Origin of the sequence: Candidatus Pseudoscillospira sp. SGI.172 (genome assembly GCF_050313575.1) — a bacterium.
In the GTDB taxonomy this organism is placed as follows: domain Bacteria; phylum Bacillota; class Clostridia; order Oscillospirales; family Oscillospiraceae; genus Vermiculatibacterium.
Window position 1 is genome coordinate 13,039 of the sequence record NZ_JBNPLQ010000029.1, and the last position, 18,830, is coordinate 31,868.

Here is an 18,830-nt window from a genome sequence, read left to right on the forward strand (position 1 = left end):
ATCCAGGCCCTCTCCATTCCCGTCAAGGGAAACCGCGCAGTTTATTGGTTTTGTTTTAAATTTTTTTGCTTTATTACACAAATTTATTTAAACTATGAATTCTATTTTTATCTACTATGTGACACAATAGCACATTATGTGTTATTGTGTCACACTTTTTTGTCACACTCCATGTCACACTTGCGACGCCCTATTCTCCGTTTTATGATACGCAGTCTTGTCTGTGTGGAAGTCACAGGCCGCTTTTCTCAGCACGGTGCAAAGTTGGCATGCGTCTTGCAAGATATTTAAGTGCACACCAAGCGTACATCCCGCCGCCGCAGAGTACGGAAAGGAGGTCGGCACAGCGAGGGAGAAAGAGCGGCGAATGTACCTGCAAGTCTTGACACGACAAAGAGGAGGCGTAAAAATGAGCGAAACCACCGAGAAAAAAGTCGTCACACCCGAGGGCTTCCTGTCCGGCACCTTTCCTCTGAAAAAGCGTGCCTACGGTGCCGAACAGCCCGGTATCAAAATTGGACCGTTCATGATCCGCATACCCCTCATCCACCACGAGTGGTCCTGGACCGAGATGGCTGCCGCCCTGTTTTTGGGCGTGGCTTGTCTGGGCGCCGGCGTCACCACCACCATGACCACTTTCGGCCTGGATGACCCCGCCAACATTGCCGCACTCGGCTTTGATGAAAACAGCGTGTTTCTCATGGCCCTGACCTTCGGCGTTCTAAATGCGATTTGCTACTATCTGCCCTCTCTGATGGGTGACCCGGTCGTCCCCGGCTGGATCACTCCCGCCCTGCCCCTGACGCTGAAATTCCTGCAGCAGTGGGATCTTCCCAACTATGCCACAGGCCAGGTAGACCGAATCTATGCCATGATCGCCCTGCAAATGCTGGTAGCCCTGTGCTTCCTTATTATGGGCGCCACCGGTTTGGGCCGGATGCTGGTAGACGCGGTCCCTATGGGCATCAAGGCCGGGATTGTCCTGGGCGCCGGAATCACAGCCGGCATCAATGTGTTCTCCGCCCGGATGCCCAAGGCTCCCTGGACGGTTGCCATCGCTGTTTTGATGTCCTATTTCTTCCTGTTCAACCCTTGGTTTGCCCGTAAGGCCCAAACCAGCAATTTCTGGCGTGTCATACGAAACCAAGGTGTCGTCCCGGCACAGCTCTTTGCCATTATCCTCGCGCCCGTCCTGCTGAAGGAGATCCCTCTGCCCGTAATCCAATGGGGGCTGACGCCTCTGAGCTTTGGCTTTGTGCTGGAGCACTTTACCATCTTTGGAATCGGGTTCCCGGCAGCCTCTTTCTTCCTGGCCGCCATTCCCAGCGCCCTGACCACCTATATCATCGCCTTCTCCGATTTCGTGCTGGCCAAAGAGGTCGTTACCGAGGCCACCGCCCACCGCAGCGATGAAACTGTCATTTTTGACGCTGGCCGCTCCAACCTGGTGAGCTTCCTGCGCAACGCCATCATGTCCCTCTTTGCCCCTTGGGTGCCCATGTGCGGCCCACTGTGGGCCTCCGGCCTCCTGACCATCACCGAGCGCTACAAGCGCGGCTATAATACCCTGCACACCTACTGGGACGGCGTCTGCACCTTCCGCGCGGCCACCGTCATCGCCGTGCTGATCCTTCCCCTTGTCACCCTGATCAAGCCTGCCTTTGCCATCTTCTTCGGCATCACCATGGGCGTGCAGGCATTCGCCTGCGGCAACATCGGGATGCGCATGTGCTCCACCGCCAACGACCGGGGCATCGCGTGTATCATTGCCGCCGCCCTGGCCTACTACACTCCCGCCCAGGCTCTGCTGGTGGGCGTCATTGTATGGCTGGTTGTGGACGCCACGGAAGTCTTTCGCAAAAAAAGACAGCCCGAGCAGGCCTGATCCTCCGCCCATGCGGGGCGGACACACAGAAAGCAGAGGTGAACCATGAGACAACTGATGATCAAACCCACGCTCTACCGCTACGACACCGCCGCTGCGTTTGCCGAGGCTTTCGGCCTCGGTCCCGGCGACCTGGTCATCACCAACGAGTACATCTATAAGCCTTATTTCGGTGCCCTGGACTTGAAATGCGACGTACTCTTTCAAGAGAAATACGGACAGGGCGAACCCTCCGATGACATGGCAGAGGCCATGTACCGCGACATCAAGGATCACCACCGGCGGATCATTGCCGTGGGCGGCGGCACAGTGATAGACATTTCCAAGCTGTTTGCCCTGAAGGACCCCTCCCCCATTTTGGAGCTCTACGATGGAGTCCGTCCGGCAGTCAAGGAGAAAGAGCTGGTCTTGGTTCCCACCACCTGCGGCACCGGCAGCGAGGTCACCAACATCGCCATTCTCGCCCTGAACAGCCGCGGAACCAAAAAAGGCCTGGCTGCCGACGCAATGTACGCTGACTCCGCGGTACTTGTGCCTGAGCTGCTCTCCGGCCTCCCATTTCGCTTTTTCGCCACCAGCTCCATTGACGCTCTGATTCACGCCGTGGAATCCAGCCTCTCTCCCAACGGAAATGAAACGACCCGCCTCTTTGGCTACCGAGCTGCCGAGATGATTCTGCGGGGCTACCAAAAAATTGCCGCCAACGGCCCAAATGCCCGCATCCCCCTGTTGGGTGATTTTCTGCTGGCCTCCACTTACGCCGGAATCGCCTTTGGAAACGCCGGCTGCGCGGCAGTCCATGCCCTGTCCTATCCCCTGGGCGCCAAGTACCACGTCGCTCACGGAGAATCCAACTATGCTTTGTTCGATGGCGTGATGCGCAACTACCTGGAATTGGACCGTGGTGGTGAGATGGCTGCTCTAAGCGCCCACCTGGCCGGTCCCCTGGAGTGTTCTCCCGAGCCTGAAGCAGTCTTTGCCGCCCTGGACAGCCTGCTGAGTACTCTGATGCAGAAAAAGGCGCTTCGGGAATACGGGGTAACGGAAGAAGATCTAACCGAGTTCACCGATTCCGTTTTGCTCAATCAAAGCCGTTTGATGGCCAACAACTTTGCTCCTCTGGACCGGGACCGGATCTACCGGATCTACCAGGCCCTGTTTTGATCTTTGCCTTCCAACCTTTCTCCATGTCACCCCCTGTCTCCCACAGGGGCAAACGTTCGGAGGGCGGGCAGACACGGCTGCCCGCCCTCCGAACGCTGATTGAAAAGGGCTCCGCCTTCTTTGGCAGTCGTGCTCCAAAAAGGCCTGGCACGTTTATGGCTCAGATACTTCCCATCTCGTTTTTTGTTGCTTCGGTACATTCCCGCAAAACAGCTTTCTTTGGATAAAAAATGCTTGCAAAACGCAAAGCACCGTGTTATAATATACCTCGTGCTTAGGGTTCCACCACAAAATGCGTCCGTAGTTCAATTGGATAGAGCGTCAGATTCCGGTTCTGAATGTTGGGGGTTCGAGTCCCTCCGGGCGTACCAAGCTGCCAGTCAATAACCATTGACTGGCAGCTTTTTTATCACGGAACGATCTTCTACTGTCGAGGGAAACAACAGATATGAAATTCTATTTTGCACCTATGGAGGGAATTACCGACCATGTGTTCCGCAGGATCCACCATCAATATTTTCCCGGAATCGATAAATACTTCACTCCATTTTTATCTCCCACGCAGGACGGCCGTTTTCCCAACCGGGCACTTCGGGATGTGCTCGCCGAAGAAAATACCGGACTGCCTGTGGTTCCTCAGCTCCTCACCCGCCATGCCGCGGATTTTCTCTGGGCTGCCCGCCAGCTGGCTGAAATGGGATATTCGGAAATCAACCTGAATCTGGGCTGCCCCTCCGGAACCGTGGTCGCCAAAGGGAAAGGAAGCGGACTGCTGGCCGACCCGGCGGCACTGGAGCGCTTTTTAGATGAGATATTCGCCCATACCCCTGTGCCGGTCTCCATCAAAACTCGGCTGGGCATGAAAGAGCCGGAGGAGTTTTTTCATCTGCTGGAGATCTATAATCAATACCCCATCCATGAACTTACGGTGCACGCCCGGGTGCGGACGGATTTCTACCGGGTCCCAGTGCGGCAAGAGGCTTTTGGATGGGCCCTGCAGGGCAGCAAAAACCCGGTTTGCTGCAACGGTGATCTCATCACTCCCGAACAACTCTCCACGTTTGAAGCGCGGTTCCCGGAATCGCCCGCGGTTATGCTGGGCCGTGGATTGGTGGCAGATCCGGCTCTGGTCCGCCGTGCCCGAGGCGGAGCGCCCGCAGACCGGTCGACCCTGCGCCGTTACCATGATGCCCTTTTGGACGGTTACAGCTCCGTCTTTGGAAGCCGCCGCAACGCCTTGGGGCGCATGAAGGAGATCTGGTTTTACCACAACTGCCTTTTTGAGGGCGGCGAATCCTACATGAAAAAGCTGAGGAAAACCACCGATCCCACCGAGTACCGGGATCTCACCGATCGAATCTTTGCGGAACTGCCCCTGCGGTCAGAAGGAGCGTTCCCCCAGTGGTGACGGGACGCCCGGCCATAAAAAGGGGCCCTGGCCTGCTCTTTGCGCAGGCCAGGGCCCCTTTAACAGACGACGGGGCGCGGCTTTTCGCCGCGCCCCGCTCTGTCGGAGAGAAAATGAATACTTGTACTGTTTTGATTTTGGAGATCAGCCAATCCCGCCCAAGAGTGCGCCCGCAATCAGAGCGACCACAGCCAGGATGCAGTAGACATACTTGCCCAGAGGATAGAACCAGTTGCCGATGGGCTTGGGAGAACCCTCGTTGACGTTCTTGAGAACATACTCCTTGCCGGCGACCCAGAAGAACATGACACCAGCCAGGAACGCGCCCAGGGGGCAGATGTAGATAGAGACGATATCCATCCACTGGGAGGTATAGCCCTGGATCAGGAAGGCCACGATGCCGCCGAACACGCCGATGATAGCCACGGCGGGAACACGCTTGACCTTGAAGCGCTCCTGAAGCATGGCCACAGGGGCCTCATACAGGTTGACGATGGAGGACAGGCCGGCGAAGAGGACGGCGACATAGAACACCACGCCCACGATCCGACCGCCGGGCATACCGTTGAGTACGTTGACCAGGTAGACGAACATCAGGCCCGGGCCACCCTTGGACAGCTCGGCGCCGCCGGCGGCCATGGCCGGAATGATGACCAGAGCGGCCAGCATGGCAGCCATGGTATCAAAGAAGGCCACATTGCGGGCAGAGCTGGGAATGGCCTCGTTTTTCGGCAGATAGGAGCCGTAAATGACAGAGCCGTTGCCTGCCACGGACAGAGAGAAGAACGCCTGGCCGAATGCGAAGATCCAGACCTTGGGATTGGCAAGGCCGGCAGGCTGCATAGTGAAGATGTACTTGTAGCCCTCGTGAGCGCCGGGCAGAGTGAAGATATAAATGCCCAGAGCCACGAACAGGAAGAACAGAACAGGCATCATGATCTTGTTGGCCTTCTCAATGCCGTCGGCCACGCCCATGGCCATGATGACCAGGCTGATGACCAGACCAATGACCAGCCAGAGCCCGTTTCCGGCTCCGCCCAGAACCGCGGACACGCTCTCGCCGATGGACGCGGTCTCAGGAGCGGTGGCGCCGAAGGCACCGCCGATGGCGTTCATGTCGGTACCGAGGGCAAACAGGCCGCCGGTGATGGACATGAAGGTATACTTGAAGATCCAGCTCAAAACCACAGTGTAACCGATGGCCAGGCCCATAGCGCCGAGAATGGGGATCCAGCCAATGATCTCACCGGTCTTTTTGTTGCCGGTGCGGATCTCAGTACATTTACCAAAAGCGCCGATCGGACCGGCAGATGCGGCGCGGCCCAGTGCGAACTCTCCAATGACGCCGGTGGCGCCAATCAGAACGACAAAGATAAAATAGGGGATCAGGAAAGTCAAGCCACCGTAAGTAGAAACCATAATGGGGAAACGCCAGATATTACCCATGCCGACAGCAGAACCAATACAGGCAAGGATGAATCCCCACTTGCTTTGGAAACCGTCGCGTTTTTCCACAGTTGTCTCAGGAGCTGCCATAAAAATCCACCTCTCTCTTAAGTTTCGCGGATCATTCTCTCTCCAAACGCCTCTCAAACAATGAAAGATCAGAGAACACGGGCGTCCGCAGGAATCGATTTTATCAATTTGCGGACGCCCGTGTTCTTCAGCTGCACGCTTCTCCGTGGTACAGTACGTTAGAATTGTCGCCTCTCAGCAGGACTGCGTCCGAAACTGCCACTTTCCGGCCGCGCCTGTATCAAAGCTTAAAATTACTTGTTGGGATAGGGCTCCAGGAAGGCGTGGAAGTGACGCATGGGCAGCTTGTGGCCCCAGACGATACGCATGTTGGGGATGCTCTCACGATCCTTGTAAAGCTGAGCCACAGCGGCGATGACATAATCCAGGTGCTCCTGGGTCAGACGGCTGCGGTCGATGGCGAAGCGGACCACGTTGGCCAGCTCGGCCTGCTGCTCGGGAGTCTTCAGGTCGTACTCCATGGAGAAGTCGCCCAGCTCGGATACGCGGATACCGTAGCGGCGGATCAGCTCCAGAGAGAAGCCGGTGCCGGCGAAGGTGGTGTGATCGCGCTTGCCGTCGAAGAACTCGTCCATGTTGATGTACACAGCGTGGCCGCCGGCGGGAAGCACGACGCCCTTGACACCGGCCTTGTAGAAGCCCTGAGCCAGGTACTCGCACTGCTTGGCGCGGTCATGCTGATAGTCGAAGTCGCAGGACTCATAGAGGCCGGCAGCCAGAGCCATGATGTCGCGGCCGGACATGCCGCCGTAGGAGTCGTTGCCGTAGCAGGAGATCTGCTTGACCTTGATGAGCACGCCCACGTCGGTCTTGACGGTGCCGTCCTCGTTGAAGTCGGAGAACTTCTTCCAGAACAGGCCCTTGTCGCGGAAGGCCAGCATGCCGCCCATGTTGGCGTGGCCGTCCTTCTTGGCGGACATGGTGAACGCGTCGCAGTAAGAGAACATCTCGGTGGCGATCTCGGCGATGGACTTGTCGGCGTAGCCTTCCTCGTTCATCTTGATGTAGTAGCAGTTCTCAGCCCAACGAGCCACGTCGAATACCAGAGGAATGTCGTACTTGTGGGCCACGCGGTTGATCTCGCGGATGTTGGCCATGGAGACAGGCTGGCCGCAGATGGGGTTGTTGGTGATGCAGGTGAAGATCAGAGGCACATTGTCCACGCCCACGGCGTTGATCAGCTGCTCCAGCTTCTCGATGTCCATGTTGCCCTTGAAGGGGTTCTTCTCGTACTTACCGCCCTCGGGAACTTCGTACAGCAGTTCCTTGTTGTACAGGTTGCGGGGGATGGAGCCCATCTGCTTGATGTTGCCCTCGGTGGTGTCGAAGTGGCCGTTGGAGGGGATGGTGAAGACCTTGCCGGGATAACGGGCGGCCAGGATCTTCTTCACGATCTCCATCAGCACGGACTCAGCGGCACGGCCCTGCTGGATGATGAAGCTGTTGGGGCGCTCCATCTGAGCGGCGCCGCCGTTGAACAGGCCGCCCTCGTACTCGCAGAGGAACAGCTCGTCCATCATCTTCTCCAGGTCGCGGCAGTCGGTGCGGACCAGGTCGATGCTCTTCTTCCAGTTCTTCTCGCCGCCGCGCTCAAAGATATCGCGGAAGGTGTCGAGCAGGACATAGTAGCCGGTGTTGCGGCCATAAGCCTCATCGCCCAGGAACAGGGTGGCCCACTGCTGGTTGGTCATGGCGGTGGTGCCGGAGTCAGACAGCATATCGACAGTCAGCAGTCCGGAGGGGAAAGCGAACTCGTTCCAGTGGGTGGCGTTCAGAGCACGCTCACGCTGCTCAACAGTAGCCTGGGGCAGATCGCGCACAACGTACGCGCAGTGCTGAGGCATTTCAACATCCAAGGGATAGTGCTTCACATTTTTGTCCATTTTGTTTACCTCCATTTGATTTGGCGCTTTGCGCCATCATTTCATGAGAGGATACCCCGGTCGTCGGAAGCCGGCTTTCATTCCCCGGACCCTTGCGACTAGCGGACAGCACCTTGCGAGAATTATATTATCATCATTTTCTTCTCATGTCAAGAATTTGATGTGAAATATTGCCCAAAACTATTGAGTCCGTCTTGTGTATTTTCGCCATATCCCCTTTTACTCTGTAAATAATGATAAATTTTTTATCATTATTGTCAGTTTCATCTCTTGCATCCTTTCTCATTCCATGTTATGATAATTAAAATTCAACTGGAAAAAGTCATAGAAACCGACATTTTTTTCATATTTTTAATCGGGAGGGAGCCCTATGAACCGCGCCATGCTCAAACAGTACACCAAGCTTGTGGAATTTTTGGGTTTGACTCTTGGTCCGAGCTACGAGCTCACTCTTCACGACATCAACGGCAAGACCAGTTCCATTGTCGCCATCGTCAACGGCAGCATCAGCGGCCGCGATTTAAATTCCCCGCCCACCAGCATGGCTTTGAAGGCTGTGGAGGACAATGCCGCAGGAAAGGATTACCGAATCAACTACACCGGCCTCACCAACAGCGGGAAAGTCCTGCGTTCCTCCACCTATTATATTAAGGATTCGGGCGGACATCTGGCCGGGATGCTCTGCATCAATTTTGACGACAGCAAATTTCAGGCCTTTACCAGCCAGCTTTTTCAGCTCATCCATCCAGATAACTACGTGGAGAACAATATCGCTATCCGCAGCGATATTCTGGAGCCCGACATGGAAGGCGGAGAGACCGAGCACTTCAACGACTCGGTGACTTCCGCAGCCTATGGCGTGGTACAGGATGTGCTCAACGAGGACGGCATCCCTGTGGATCGCCTGACCCAGACCGAGAAGATCCGCATCGTTTCCCAGCTGGAGCAGCGGGGAGTTTTCCGCCTCAAGGGGGCCGTGGAGCATGTGTCCAAGGCCCTGCAGTCCTCCCCCGCCAGCATCTACCGCTATCTGACCAAAGTCCGCGAGGAGGGTGAGGCCAAGTGAAGCCGATCCGTCTCCTTACTCCGGAACTGCTGAAACCTTTCCGCTCCGCCTGCTCTGCCGAACGGCTTTTCGGCTCCCGTTCCCTGTGCGCCCACACCGCCGGGACAGCGGAGAGCTTTTATTTGGCAGGGGATATTCCCGCGGCGCTCTCCCTGTCCGGCGGCGTGCTAACCGTTGTCTCTCCCGGCCTGCCGCCTCTGGAGCCCATTCTCTCTTTTATTCTGGAGCGGCCGGAGATCGGGGAGATCGACGGCACACTGGCCTTCTGCGCCGCCCTCAGGGAACGGATGGGGGGCGAGCTGGAGAGCTCCTGGTTCATGCGCTGCGACACGCCCCGTTTCCCCGCACCGGACCCCTCCCTGCGCATTTCATCCGATCCGCCGCCGGAGGAGATCTTCTCCGTCCTGCAGCAGAGCCACCCCTTTTATCGGGAGCATCTGCGCTTTGCCCCCTGGGCAGAGGAGTGCTCCCGCTGGCGGGCCCTGGGCCTGACTGAGCTCTACGGGCTGCTCTGGGAGGGACATTGGGTGGGTACCGGGCGTATCCTGTCTCAGGACGACGCGGCAGGGGCCATCGGCGCGGTGGCGGTGATCCCCTCCGCCCGGGGCCGGGGCTTCGGGCGCCAGATCTCCGCCTTCCTGACCCGGCGGGTCCTGGAGCTGGGCAAGACCCCTGTGCTCATCAGCGGTTACGACGAGGTGGCCGCCCTCTACCGCTCCATCGGCTACACTGAGCAGGGCCGCTGGGGCGAGCTCTATTTGAATCGCTGCCGCTGACGGAGGGGAAATCGTGAGCTATCGGAAACGTACCGTCTATCTGATCCTGGGCCAGGTGGTCTCCGCCATCGGGATCGTGGGGATGGTCCAGGCCAACATCGGCCTGGACCCCTGGAACTGCCTGCACCAGGGCCTGAGCAATATCTCCGGGCTGTCCTTCGGCATCTGCACCATATTGGTGGGCTCCTGCGCCATTTTTATTTCCTTTTTGCTTAAAGAGCCGCTGAGCCTCGGCACCGTGGTCAACGTGCTCTGTCCGGGCCTTCTCATCGACCTTATCCAGCGCTTTCATCTGATTCCCCGGATGAACGGGCTGTGGAGCGGCATCGCCATGATGCTGGCCGGGCAGGCGGTGCTGGCATTGGGTACCTACTACTACATGGCGGCCGCCATGGGCGCGGGCCCCCGGGACTCCCTGATGGTGGCGGTCTCCCGGCCGCTCCGCCTCTCCCCCGGCCTCTGCCGGAGCGCGCTGGAGGTCCTGGCCGTCCTGCTGGGCTGGCTGATGGGGGCCAAGGTCGGTGTGGGCACCGTTCTCTCCGCCCTCACGATCGGACTTTTTCTTCAGGGGGTCTTTGCTCTCTTCCATTATGATCCCAAGGCTGTACACCACGCCAGCTTTTCCGAGCTGTGGACGGTGTTCCGCGGCTGGGTGTCCGCCCGCCGTCACCAGCCGCCGGAAGCAAAGGAAGCGGAGCCCGCCGACGACTCGGCTCCCTCCGCCCCGGTCTGATTGCTCCATACCAACAGAAAGAACGCCTTTCGTCCGCAGTTCAGGACGAAAGGCGCTCTTTTTTTTGTGCTGTTTTCGGCACTCTTACAGCTTTCCCTCTCCCATCAGGATGGTCATCACCGCCTTCTGGGCGTGGAGGCGGTTCTCCGCCTCGTCGAAGATCTCCTCCGCGTGCTTTTCAAAGGTCTCTGCGGTGATCTCCTCCCCGCGGTGGGCGGGCAGGCAGTGCTGGACCATGCACCCGGAGTGCGTCAGGGCCATCAGCTTTTCATTCACCTGATAGATCCCCTCAAAGGCCTTGCGGCGCTTGGCCGCCTCCCCCTCCTGGCCCATGGAGGCCCACACATCGGTAAAGACGGCATCGGCGTCGGCGGCCGCCTCCCCGGGATCCCGGGTGAGGGTGAACTTTCCGGCGGTTTTGGCAAATTCCAGCACCTTGGGGTCGGGGTCGTAGCCCTCGGGGCAGGCCACCGCCACCTCCATGCCGCACTTGAGACCGCCCACGATGAGGGAGTTGGCCATGTTGTTTCCGTCGCCGATAAAGGTGAGCTTCAGCCCGGCCAGCCGGGTCATCTTTTCCCGGATGGTCATGAGGTCGGCCAGCACCTGGCAGGGGTGGGCAAAGTCGGTTAGGCCGTTGATGACCGGGATGTCCGCATACTTTGCCAGCTCCTCCACCTCTTCCTGGCCGTAGGTCCGGATCATAATGCCGTCACAGTAGCGGGAGAGGACCCGGGCAGTGTCCTCAATGGGCTCTCCCCGGCCGATCTGGCTCTCCTTGCCGGAGAGGAAGAGGGCATGGCCGCCCAGCTGATACATCCCCGTCTCAAACGAGACCCGGGTACGGGTGGAGTTCTTCTCAAAGATCATGGCCAGCGTCTTGCCCTGAAGATAGTTATGGATCAGGCCGTGCTTCTGGTTGTACTTCATCTGGTCGGCCACGTTGAGGATGTGGTCGATCTCTTTTCCGGAGAGATCCATCAGCTTTAATAAATCATTCATCGTTTTCGCTCCTTTATACCAGTGTCCGGGCCAGGATGGCAAGACCCGCGTCCAGTTCTTCCCGGGTAATAGTCAGAGGCGGCAGCAGCCGCAGCGCATTGTGTCCTGCTGTGAGCACCAGCAGTCCCGCGTCCATGAGGCGGGCGGCCAGCTCCTTGTTCGTATAACCTTCCCGCACCTCGACCCCGACCATCAGGCCAAGCCCCCGGGTCTTGCCCAGGCAGGGCAGATCCAGCCCCTCGATCCCGGCGCGGAGATAGGCGCCCTTCTCCTGTACCTGAGCCAGCTCCCCGTCGTCCAAAATGTTCTGGACTTCCAGCGCGGCGGCGGCGCACACCGGGTTGCCGCCAAAGGTGGAGGCGTGAGTGCCGGGTCCCAGCACCGGTCTGCACCGCTCGCTCACCAGGAACCCGCCCATGGGCAGGCCCCCGGCGATGCCCTTGGCGAAGGTCACCGCGTCGGGCAGTATGCCGTACTGCTGGAAGCAGAACAGGCTGCCGGTACGTCCCACGCCGGTCTGGACCTCGTCCACCAGCAGCAGCCAGTCCCGCTCGGCACAGAGGACCGCCAGCTCGTGGATGAACTCCTTCTCCATGGGGAACACGCCCCCCTCCCCCTGGATGAGCTCCAGCAGCACCGCGCACACGTCGTGGCCCGCCACCTCGGCAATGCCGTCCATGGTGGGTTCCGCGTAGCGGAAGCCATCAGTGAAGGGAAAAAAGTAATTGTGGAACACGTCCTGCCCAGTGGCGGCCAGCGTGGTCACCGTCCGGCCGTGGAAGGAGTTTTTCAGGGTGAGAATGGTCCCTCTCCCCTTCCCGTACTTGTCAAAGGAGTATTTCCGGGCCAGCTTGATGGCCCCTTCGTTGCTCTCCGCGCCGGAGTTTCCGAAAAAGGCTCCTGCCATGCCCGTGCGCCGGCAGAGCTTTTCCGCCAGCAGCGCGTAAGGCTGGGCGTAAAAGAGGTTGGAGATATGCCCCAGCTTCAGCGCCTGCCGCGCGACGGCCCCGGCCCACCGCTCGTTGCCGTAGCCCACCGAGGCGGTGCCGATGCCGGAGGTAAAGTCGATATACTCTTTCCCCGCCAGATCCCAGAGCCGGGCGCCCTTTCCGTGGTCGATGTCCACATCAAAACGGCCGTAGGTCTGAAGGGTATATTGGTGGTCCAGCCGGACCAGTTCTTCATGTGTCATGATAAAAATGCCTCCTCACAGGATCATGGTGCCGATGCCCTGATCGGAGAGCATCTCGATGAGAATGGAGTGAGGGATGCGCCCGTCCAGGATGTGGGTGCGGGGCACGCCCTGACGAACCGCCTCTACGCAGCAATCCACCTTGGGGATCATTCCCCCCTTGATGACCCCATCCTTCACCAGACCGGGGATCTCGTGGAGATGAGCCACCTGAATGAGAGTCTCCTCGTCATGGGGATCCCGCAGCAGGCCCCGGATGTCGGTGAGCAGGATGAGCTTTTCCGCTCCCAGGGCCACCGCCAGCTTGGCCGCGGCGGTATCGGCGTTGATATTGTAGGCGGTGTCCCTGTCGATCCCCTGGGCCACGGTGGAGACCACGGGGATGTAGGCGTTGCTCAGGCAGTCCACCACCGGCTTGGGGTTCACCTGGACGATCTCCCCCACCAGCCCGTATTTTTCATCCAGCTGCCGGGCCTGGAACAGGCCGGCGTCCATGCCGCACAGCCCGATCGCCTGACCGCCCATGCGGTTGAGGGTGGCCACCAGATCCTTGTTCACCTTGCCGCACAGCACCTGCTGGACGATATCCATGGTCTCTTCGTCGGTACAGCGCAGGCCGTCTGCAAAACGGGACTCCTTGCCGATCCTGTTCAGCATCTCCGTGATCTCCGGCCCGCCGCCGTGGACCACCGCCACCCGGATTCCCACCAGAGACAGCAGGATGATGTCTGAAATGACCGCCCGGCGCAGCTCCTCGGAGATCATGGCGTTGCCGCCGTACTTGACCACGATGGTCTTTCCGGTAAATTTCTGAATATAGGGCAGTGCCTCGGCCAAAACCTCAGCGCGCTCCACATGCGTGTAAGACATGGAGCATCCTCTCTTTCTCGTCTGAAAATAAAACTGCAAACGCCCAGCCGCATCCCCGGCATTCCAAACCGCCGCCGGACGCAAAACCGGTCGTCCACCCCAGCATCCCGCACGGATCAAAGTTCTTTTGGTTCCTTTTCTTTTAAGAAAAGGGATCAGGTGCGGTAGTCGCCGTTGATCTTCACATAGTCGTAGGTCAGATCGCAGCCCCAGCAGGAGACGGTACTCTCCCCCTCGTGGAGATCCACCTGAATGGTCACGTCGTCCCGGGAGAGGATGGCTTTCGCCCGCGCCTCGTCGAAGTCCACGCCCGCGCCGTCCTTGCAGACCAGAATTTCCCCCAGCTCAGAGGAGAACTTCACATCCACATACTCCGGGCGGAAGGGGGCCTTGGAATAGCCCATGGCGCAGAGGACCCGGCCCCAGTTGGCGTCCGCGCCGAACATGGCCGCCTTTACCAGGGAGGAGCCCACCACCGCCTTGGCAAGCCGCTCGGCCACCTCTTCGCTCCGGGCGTCTGTGACCGTGCAGGTCACCAGGCGGGACGCGCCCTCGCCGTCGGCGGCAATGCGTCTGGCCATATACCCGCACACTTCGTGGAGGGCCTGAGCAAACAGGGTGTAGCCGTCGTCCTTCCACTCAATGAGGGGATTTTCCGCCATGCCGTTGGCCAGCACCACGCACATGTCGTTGGTGGAGGTGTCCCCATCCACCGTCACCCGGTTAAAGGTGCGGGGCACGATGGCGTGCAGCGCCTCCTGCAGGAGGTCGTGGGTGATGGCGCAGTCGGTGGTGATAAAGCAGAGCATGGTGCCCATGTTGGGATGGATCATGCCGCTGCCCTTGGCAATGGCCCCGATGGTCACCGTCTTGCCTCCGATGTCCAGCGAGACGGCGTATTCCTTCCTGGCCGTATCGGTGGTCATAATGGCATGGGCCGCGTCGTCGGAACCGCCCTCCTTTTTCAGCGCCGCCGCCAATGCGGGAACCCCCGCCTCAATGGCGGACACATTGAGCGTCTGCCCGATGACGCCGGTGGAGGCCACCACAAAATCCTCCGGGGCAAGGCCGGTGGCAGCAGCAGCCGCCGCGCACATCCTCTGCGCGTTCTCGTGGCTGGCGGGCGCGCAGGCGTTGGCGTTTCCGGAATTCGCAATGATGCCCCGGGCCACCCCATCCTCCAGATGCTCCATGGTGACGTAGAGAGGGGCCGCCTTGACCCGGTTGAGGGTATAGGCCGCCGCCGCCGCGCACTCCCTCTCGGACAGGATCATCGCCAGATCCTTTTTCTCCGCCTTGCTCCCCGCCTTCACCCCGCAGTGGATCCCGCCCGCGGTAAATCCCTTGGCGGCGGTGACGCCGCCGGAAACTGTTTTCATATCGCTCATTCCCTCCCGAAATCTCTTTCAGCCTGTGCCAGCGCCCCATCCAGGCCAACCGGCACCCGGCGCCTCACCAGACCGCCTCTATCAAAGTTCTTTGCCCAGCTTTACGGAGCCCGTCGCCCCGCCAAACAGCCCCTATCAAAGCTCCTTGCCCGGCTTTGCGGAACCCGGCGCCTCACCGGACCGCCTCTATCAAAGTTCTTTGCCCAGCTTTCTTTCAAGAAAGCCGGAGGCCGGCAGTTTCCTCGAAGCCCAGCATGAGGTTCATGTTCTGGACCGCCGCGCCGGAAGCGCCCTTGCCCAGGTTGTCGAAGCGGGCGGTGATGACAGTCCGGTCGTGATCCCCAGAGACCGTCAGCTCCAGCTTGTCGGTTCCGGCAAAGGCGTTGGCCGCCAGTGTGTCGCCCTTCTCATGGAATGGCGCCACCGTCACAACCTCCTCTCCGGCGTAGTAAGCCGAGAGAATAAGGCACAGCTCTTCCGCGGTAGGCTGACCCTTCAAATAGCGGTTGTGCAGCATGATCGTGGTGGACATCCCCTTGTAGTAGTCGTCCACCACCGGACAAAAGACCGGCGGACGGTCCAGCCCGGCCACGGCCGTCATCTCCGGCAGATGCTTGTGCTGGAGGGCCGTGCCGTACAGCCGGGGGCTGAACAGTTCCGCCGCCTTCTCCTCCCCCTCGTACTGGGCGATCATCTTCTTGCCCCCGCCGGAATAGCCGGTGAGGGAGAAGCAGGTCAGCGGGTAATCGGGCAGGAGCACATGCACCTTGACCAGCGGGGCCGCCGAGGCCAGAAAGCCGGTGGCGTGGCAGCCGGGATTGGCCACCCGCATAGCCTGAGCCACCGCGATACGCTGGCCGTGAAGCTCCGGAAAGCCGTACACCCAGCCGGGGGCCGTGCGGTGGGCGGTGGAGGCATCGATGATCCTGGTGCGGCCGTTGTCGCAGAGGTCCGCCGCCTCCCGGGCCGCGGCGTCGGGCAGACAGAAGAATACCAGATCCGCCTCGTCCATCCGCTTCTTTCTCTCTGTAACATCCTTGCGCTTGTCCGGATCGATGCCCAACAGCTCAATATCGTCCCGCCGGGCCAGCCGGTCATAGATCTGAAGCCCGGTGGTCCCCTCCTGGCCGTCGATAAAAACCTTCGGTTTGCTCATTGCCCGCGCTCCTTCAGAAAGTCCTTGATATGGTCGATCTGCACCCGTACCGCGCCGGGGGCGGGGCCGCCGTAAACCCGGCGGCCGCCCACGCAGGTCCTGAGCTCCAGCGCCTGATATACGTCGGCGTCAAACAGTCCGGAAACCGAGCGGAAATCTTTCAGCGGCAGGGTGTCCAGGGTCTCCCCCGTCTTGAGGCACATATGCACCAGCCGCCCCACGATCCTGTACGCCTCCCGGAAGGGCAGGCCCTTCTTCACCAGATAGTCGGCGCAGTCCGTGGCGTTGATGAACCCGCCGGAGGCCGCCTTTCTCATGTTGTCCCGCCGGACGGTGAGCGTGTCCAGCATGGCGGTGAACACAGGAATACACATCTCCACCGTGTCGATGGCATCAAATACCGGCTCCTTGTCCTCCTGCATATCCTTGTTGTATGCCAGAGGCAGGCCCTTCATCACCGTGAGCAGGGTGATGAGGGAGCCGTACACCCGCCCGGTCTTGCCCCGGACCAGCTCGGCCACGTCGGGGTTCTTCTTCTGTGGCATGATGGAGGAGCCGGTGGAGTAGGCGTCGTCCAGCTCCACAAACTGGAACTCCCAGGAACACCAGAGGATCAGCTCCTCGGAAAAACGGGACAGGTGCATCATGAGGATGGAGCAGGCCGAGAGGAACTCAATGGCGAAGTCCCGGTCGGAGACCGAGTCCAGGGAGTTTTCCGTGGGCTTGTCAAAGCCCAGCGCGGCGGCCGTCTGGAAGCGGTCCACCGGATAGGTGGAGGTGGCCAGCGCCCCCGCGCCCAGGGGGCACTCGTCCATCCGCTCCGCGCAGTCCTCCAGCCTTGTCACATCCCGCTTGAGCATGTTGGCGTAGGCCATCATGTAGTGGGCCAGGGTGGTGGGCTGGGCCCGCTGAAGGTGGGTGTACCCCGGCATGACGGCGTCCAGATTCTCCTCCGCCTTTTTGACCAGCACCCGCTCCAGCGCCAGAAGCATCTCCACGATCCTGGGGATCTCCTCCTTCACATAGAGCCGGAAATCCACCGCCACCTGGTCGTTTCGGCTCCGGGCGGTGTGGAGGCGCTTGCCCGTATCCCCGATCCGGCCGGTGAGTTCGGCCTCGATGTTCATGTGGATGTCCTCGTTGTCCGGTGAGAACTCCACCTGCCCGGCCTCAATGTCCGCCAGGATCGCCTTCAGCCCTTTGATGATCTTCTCCGCCTCATGGGGCTCAATGATCCCGGTCCTGCCCAGCATCTCGGCGTGAGCAACGGAACCGGCGATGTCCTCCCGATAGAGCCGTGCGTCAAAGGGGATGGAGGAGTTGAAGTCGTTGACCATCGTATCGGTTTCCTTCTGGAACCGGCCTGCCCATAATTTCATGGCATATCGCTCCTATTCTGTGGCAGTAATTACAGCTTGCCCTGCTCCCGCAGCGCCTGCACCGTGTCGGGCAGGCCCCAGAGGTCGATGAACCCGCCGGCGGCCGCCTGATCGTAATCGCTCTCTTCAAAGGTCACCAGCTTCTCGGAGTACAGGCTCTCGGGAGAGGTGACCCCGGCGTTGATGATGTTGCCCTTGTAGAGCTTGAGCTTCACCGTGCCGGTGACGTGCTCCTGGGTGGCGTCCGCAAAGGCGGAGAGGGCCTGGCGCAGGGGGCTGAACCACTTGCCGTTATATACCAGATCGGCGAAATCCACCGCCAGCTTGCTCTTCATGTGGGCAGTGTCCTTATCCACGGTGATCATCTCCAGCACCTCGTGGGCGTGGTAGAGGATGGTGCCGCCCGGGGTCTCGTAGACGCCCCGGTCCTTCATGCCCACCAGCCGGTTCTCCACGATGTCCAGCAGGCCGATGCCGTTGGCCCCGCCCAGGGCGTTGAGCTTGCGGATGATGTCGCTGGCCTTCTTTTCCTCCCCGTCGATGGCCACCGGCACGCCCTTGACAAAGTCCAGAGTGACGTAGGTGGGCGCGTCGGGAGCGGCCACAGGGCTGACCCCCATCTCCAGAAAGCCCTCCTTCTCATACTTGGGCTCATTGGCCGGATCCTCCAGATCCAGGCCCTCGTGAGAGAGATGCCACAGGTTCTTGTCCTTGGAGTAGTTGGTCTCCCGGGAGATCTTCAGGGGCACGTTGTGGGCCTCGGCGTAGTCGATCTCCTCGTCCCGGCCCTTGATCTCCCACTCCCGCCAGGGGGCGATGATCTTCATGTCGGGGGCAAAGCGCTTGATGGCCAGTTCGAAACGCACCTGGTCGTTGCCCTTGCCGGTGCAGCCGTGGCAGATGGCGTCGGCGTGCTCCTTCTTGGCGATCTCCACCAGCCGCTTGGCGATGACCGGCCGGGCAAAGGCGGTCCCCAACAGGTACTGCTCGTACTTAGCACCGATCTTCAGGGAGGGGATGATGACCTCATCCACCATCTCATCCACCAGATCCTCGATGTACAGCTTGGACGCGCCGGTCTTGAGGGCCTTCTCCTCCAGACCGTCCAGTTCGTCGCCCTGCCCCACGTCTGCAGAGACGGCAATGATCTCCGGGTCGTTGTAGTTCTCCTTCAGCCAGGGAATGATGATGGAAGTGTCCAGTCCGCCGGAATAGGCGAGCACTACCTTTTTGATCTCAGCCATGGAAAAACCCTCCGCTTCGTTTGATGTTATGGACAGTCTACCACGGCATGAGAAAAATAGCAAGAGAAAAAATGCATAAATATTCTATACGATCCCACATTTTTTCATTGTATTCTGTAATTATTCAACTTTATTTGAATAATTATAT

At 59.6% G+C, this 18,830-nt stretch carries 15 protein-coding genes and 1 tRNA gene; 7 read left to right on the top strand and 9 right to left on the bottom strand.

From position 1 onward, the window contains the following. Positions 1–409 precede the first annotated feature (409 nt). The 4 genes from ACQRD3_RS10845 to ACQRD3_RS10860 all read left to right on the top strand — a co-directional run bounded on the left by ACQRD3_RS10845 (position 410) and on the right by ACQRD3_RS10860 (position 4,457). A complete protein-coding gene (locus tag ACQRD3_RS10845; RefSeq protein WP_080907975.1) occupies positions 410–1,885 on the top strand; it encodes a hypothetical protein in 1,476 nt (491 codons plus the stop codon). 45 nt (positions 1,886–1,930) lie between these two features. After that, a complete protein-coding gene (locus ACQRD3_RS10850; protein WP_427781400.1) occupies positions 1,931–3,049 on the top strand; it encodes a 4-hydroxybutyrate dehydrogenase in 1,119 nt (372 codons plus the stop codon). Between the two features lie 294 nt (positions 3,050–3,343). Continuing rightward, a tRNA-Arg gene (locus tag ACQRD3_RS10855) sits at positions 3,344–3,420 on the top strand. Between the two features lie 98 nt (positions 3,421–3,518). Then, positions 3,519–4,457 (top strand): tRNA dihydrouridine synthase, encoded by a 939-nt coding sequence (locus ACQRD3_RS10860; protein WP_427781401.1) that lies wholly within the window; start codon positions 3,519–3,521, stop codon positions 4,455–4,457. 144 nt (positions 4,458–4,601) lie between these two features. Here the strand turns inward: ACQRD3_RS10860 and ACQRD3_RS10865 are convergent, their stop codons facing one another. Both ACQRD3_RS10865 and ACQRD3_RS10870 read right to left on the bottom strand, forming a co-directional pair. Beyond that, positions 4,602–5,993 (bottom strand): sodium-dependent transporter, encoded by a 1,392-nt coding sequence (locus ACQRD3_RS10865; protein ID WP_080907933.1) that lies wholly within the window; start codon positions 5,991–5,993, stop codon positions 4,602–4,604. A gap of 233 nt (positions 5,994–6,226) precedes the next feature. Further along, positions 6,227–7,876: a tryptophanase gene (locus ACQRD3_RS10870; protein ID WP_080907932.1), complete on the bottom strand. Its 1,650-nt coding sequence runs from the start codon at positions 7,874–7,876 to the stop codon at positions 6,227–6,229. A 370-nt stretch (positions 7,877–8,246) separates the two neighbouring features. Between ACQRD3_RS10870 and ACQRD3_RS10875 the strand changes: the two genes are divergently transcribed. Genes ACQRD3_RS10875 through ACQRD3_RS10885 form a run of 3 tightly spaced genes read left to right on the top strand, consistent with a single transcriptional unit; the run spans position 8,247 to position 10,451 of the window. Continuing rightward, positions 8,247–8,942 carry a PAS domain-containing protein gene (locus tag ACQRD3_RS10875; protein ID WP_080907931.1) on the top strand — a complete coding sequence of 232 codons (696 nt, stop codon included), beginning with the start codon at positions 8,247–8,249 and terminating at the stop codon, positions 8,940–8,942. After that, complete coding sequence (locus ACQRD3_RS10880) at positions 8,939–9,718, top strand: GNAT family N-acetyltransferase (protein WP_080907930.1); 780 nt, start codon at positions 8,939–8,941, stop codon at positions 9,716–9,718. The genes ACQRD3_RS10875 and ACQRD3_RS10880 overlap by 4 nt, the downstream gene beginning before the upstream one ends. A 13-nt stretch (positions 9,719–9,731) precedes the next feature. Continuing rightward, the gene (locus ACQRD3_RS10885; protein WP_427781402.1) at positions 9,732–10,451 is read left to right on the top strand and encodes a YczE/YyaS/YitT family protein; all 720 of its coding nucleotides are present in this window, start codon (positions 9,732–9,734) and stop codon (positions 10,449–10,451) included. Between the two features lie 84 nt (positions 10,452–10,535). On the opposite strand, the gene argF is transcribed toward ACQRD3_RS10885, so the two are convergent. From argF to ACQRD3_RS10920, 7 genes are all read right to left on the bottom strand, one after another. Next, positions 10,536–11,453, bottom strand: a complete 918-nt coding sequence (gene argF / locus ACQRD3_RS10890; RefSeq protein ID WP_427781403.1) for an ornithine carbamoyltransferase — start codon at positions 11,451–11,453, stop codon at positions 10,536–10,538. A 13-nt stretch (positions 11,454–11,466) separates the two neighbouring features. After that, positions 11,467–12,645 (bottom strand): aminotransferase class III-fold pyridoxal phosphate-dependent enzyme, encoded by a 1,179-nt coding sequence (locus ACQRD3_RS10895; RefSeq protein WP_080907927.1) that lies wholly within the window; start codon positions 12,643–12,645, stop codon positions 11,467–11,469. Between the two features lie 15 nt (positions 12,646–12,660). Next, positions 12,661–13,515 (bottom strand): acetylglutamate kinase, encoded by an 855-nt coding sequence (argB, locus tag ACQRD3_RS10900; RefSeq protein WP_080907926.1) that lies wholly within the window; start codon positions 13,513–13,515, stop codon positions 12,661–12,663. A 155-nt stretch (positions 13,516–13,670) separates the two neighbouring features. Then, positions 13,671–14,894 carry a bifunctional glutamate N-acetyltransferase/amino-acid acetyltransferase ArgJ gene (gene argJ, locus ACQRD3_RS10905; RefSeq protein ID WP_080907925.1) on the bottom strand — a complete coding sequence of 408 codons (1,224 nt, stop codon included), beginning with the start codon at positions 14,892–14,894 and terminating at the stop codon, positions 13,671–13,673. 223 nt (positions 14,895–15,117) lie between these two features. Further along, positions 15,118–16,059, bottom strand: a complete 942-nt coding sequence (gene argC, locus ACQRD3_RS10910) for an N-acetyl-gamma-glutamyl-phosphate reductase (RefSeq protein WP_427781404.1) — start codon at positions 16,057–16,059, stop codon at positions 15,118–15,120. Further along, positions 16,056–17,438 carry an argininosuccinate lyase gene (argH, locus tag ACQRD3_RS10915; protein WP_080907923.1) on the bottom strand — a complete coding sequence of 461 codons (1,383 nt, stop codon included), beginning with the start codon at positions 17,436–17,438 and terminating at the stop codon, positions 16,056–16,058. Before argH ends, argC begins: the two co-directional genes overlap by 4 nt. Positions 17,439–17,467: 29 nt before the next feature. Beyond that, the gene (locus tag ACQRD3_RS10920; RefSeq protein ID WP_080907922.1) at positions 17,468–18,682 is read right to left on the bottom strand and encodes an argininosuccinate synthase; all 1,215 of its coding nucleotides are present in this window, start codon (positions 18,680–18,682) and stop codon (positions 17,468–17,470) included. Positions 18,683–18,830 lie beyond the last annotated feature (148 nt).

Coding starts and splice junctions, on each gene's coding strand:
- ACQRD3_RS10845 (WP_080907975.1), top strand. CDS start 410: ATGAGCGAAACCACCGAGAAAAAAGTCGTCACACCCGAGGGCTTCCTG.
- ACQRD3_RS10850 (WP_427781400.1), top strand. CDS start 1,931: ATGAGACAACTGATGATCAAACCCACGCTCTACCGCTACGACACCGCC.
- ACQRD3_RS10860 (WP_427781401.1), top strand. CDS start 3,519: ATGGAGGGAATTACCGACCATGTGTTCCGCAGGATCCACCATCAATAT.
- ACQRD3_RS10865 (WP_080907933.1), bottom strand. CDS start 5,993: ATGGCAGCTCCTGAGACAACTGTGGAAAAACGCGACGGTTTCCAAAGC.
- ACQRD3_RS10870 (WP_080907932.1), bottom strand. CDS start 7,876: ATGGACAAAAATGTGAAGCACTATCCCTTGGATGTTGAAATGCCTCAG.
- ACQRD3_RS10875 (WP_080907931.1), top strand. CDS start 8,247: ATGAACCGCGCCATGCTCAAACAGTACACCAAGCTTGTGGAATTTTTG.
- argF (WP_427781403.1), bottom strand. CDS start 11,453: ATGAATGATTTATTAAAGCTGATGGATCTCTCCGGAAAAGAGATCGAC.
- ACQRD3_RS10895 (WP_080907927.1), bottom strand. CDS start 12,645: ATGACACATGAAGAACTGGTCCGGCTGGACCACCAATATACCCTTCAG.
- argB (WP_080907926.1), bottom strand. CDS start 13,515: ATGTCTTACACGCATGTGGAGCGCGCTGAGGTTTTGGCCGAGGCACTG.
- argJ (WP_080907925.1), bottom strand. CDS start 14,894: ATGAAAACAGTTTCCGGCGGCGTCACCGCCGCCAAGGGATTTACCGCG.
- argC (WP_427781404.1), bottom strand. CDS start 16,059: ATGAGCAAACCGAAGGTTTTTATCGACGGCCAGGAGGGGACCACCGGG.
- argH (WP_080907923.1), bottom strand. CDS start 17,438: ATGAAATTATGGGCAGGCCGGTTCCAGAAGGAAACCGATACGATGGTC.
- ACQRD3_RS10920 (WP_080907922.1), bottom strand. CDS start 18,682: ATGGCTGAGATCAAAAAGGTAGTGCTCGCCTATTCCGGCGGACTGGAC.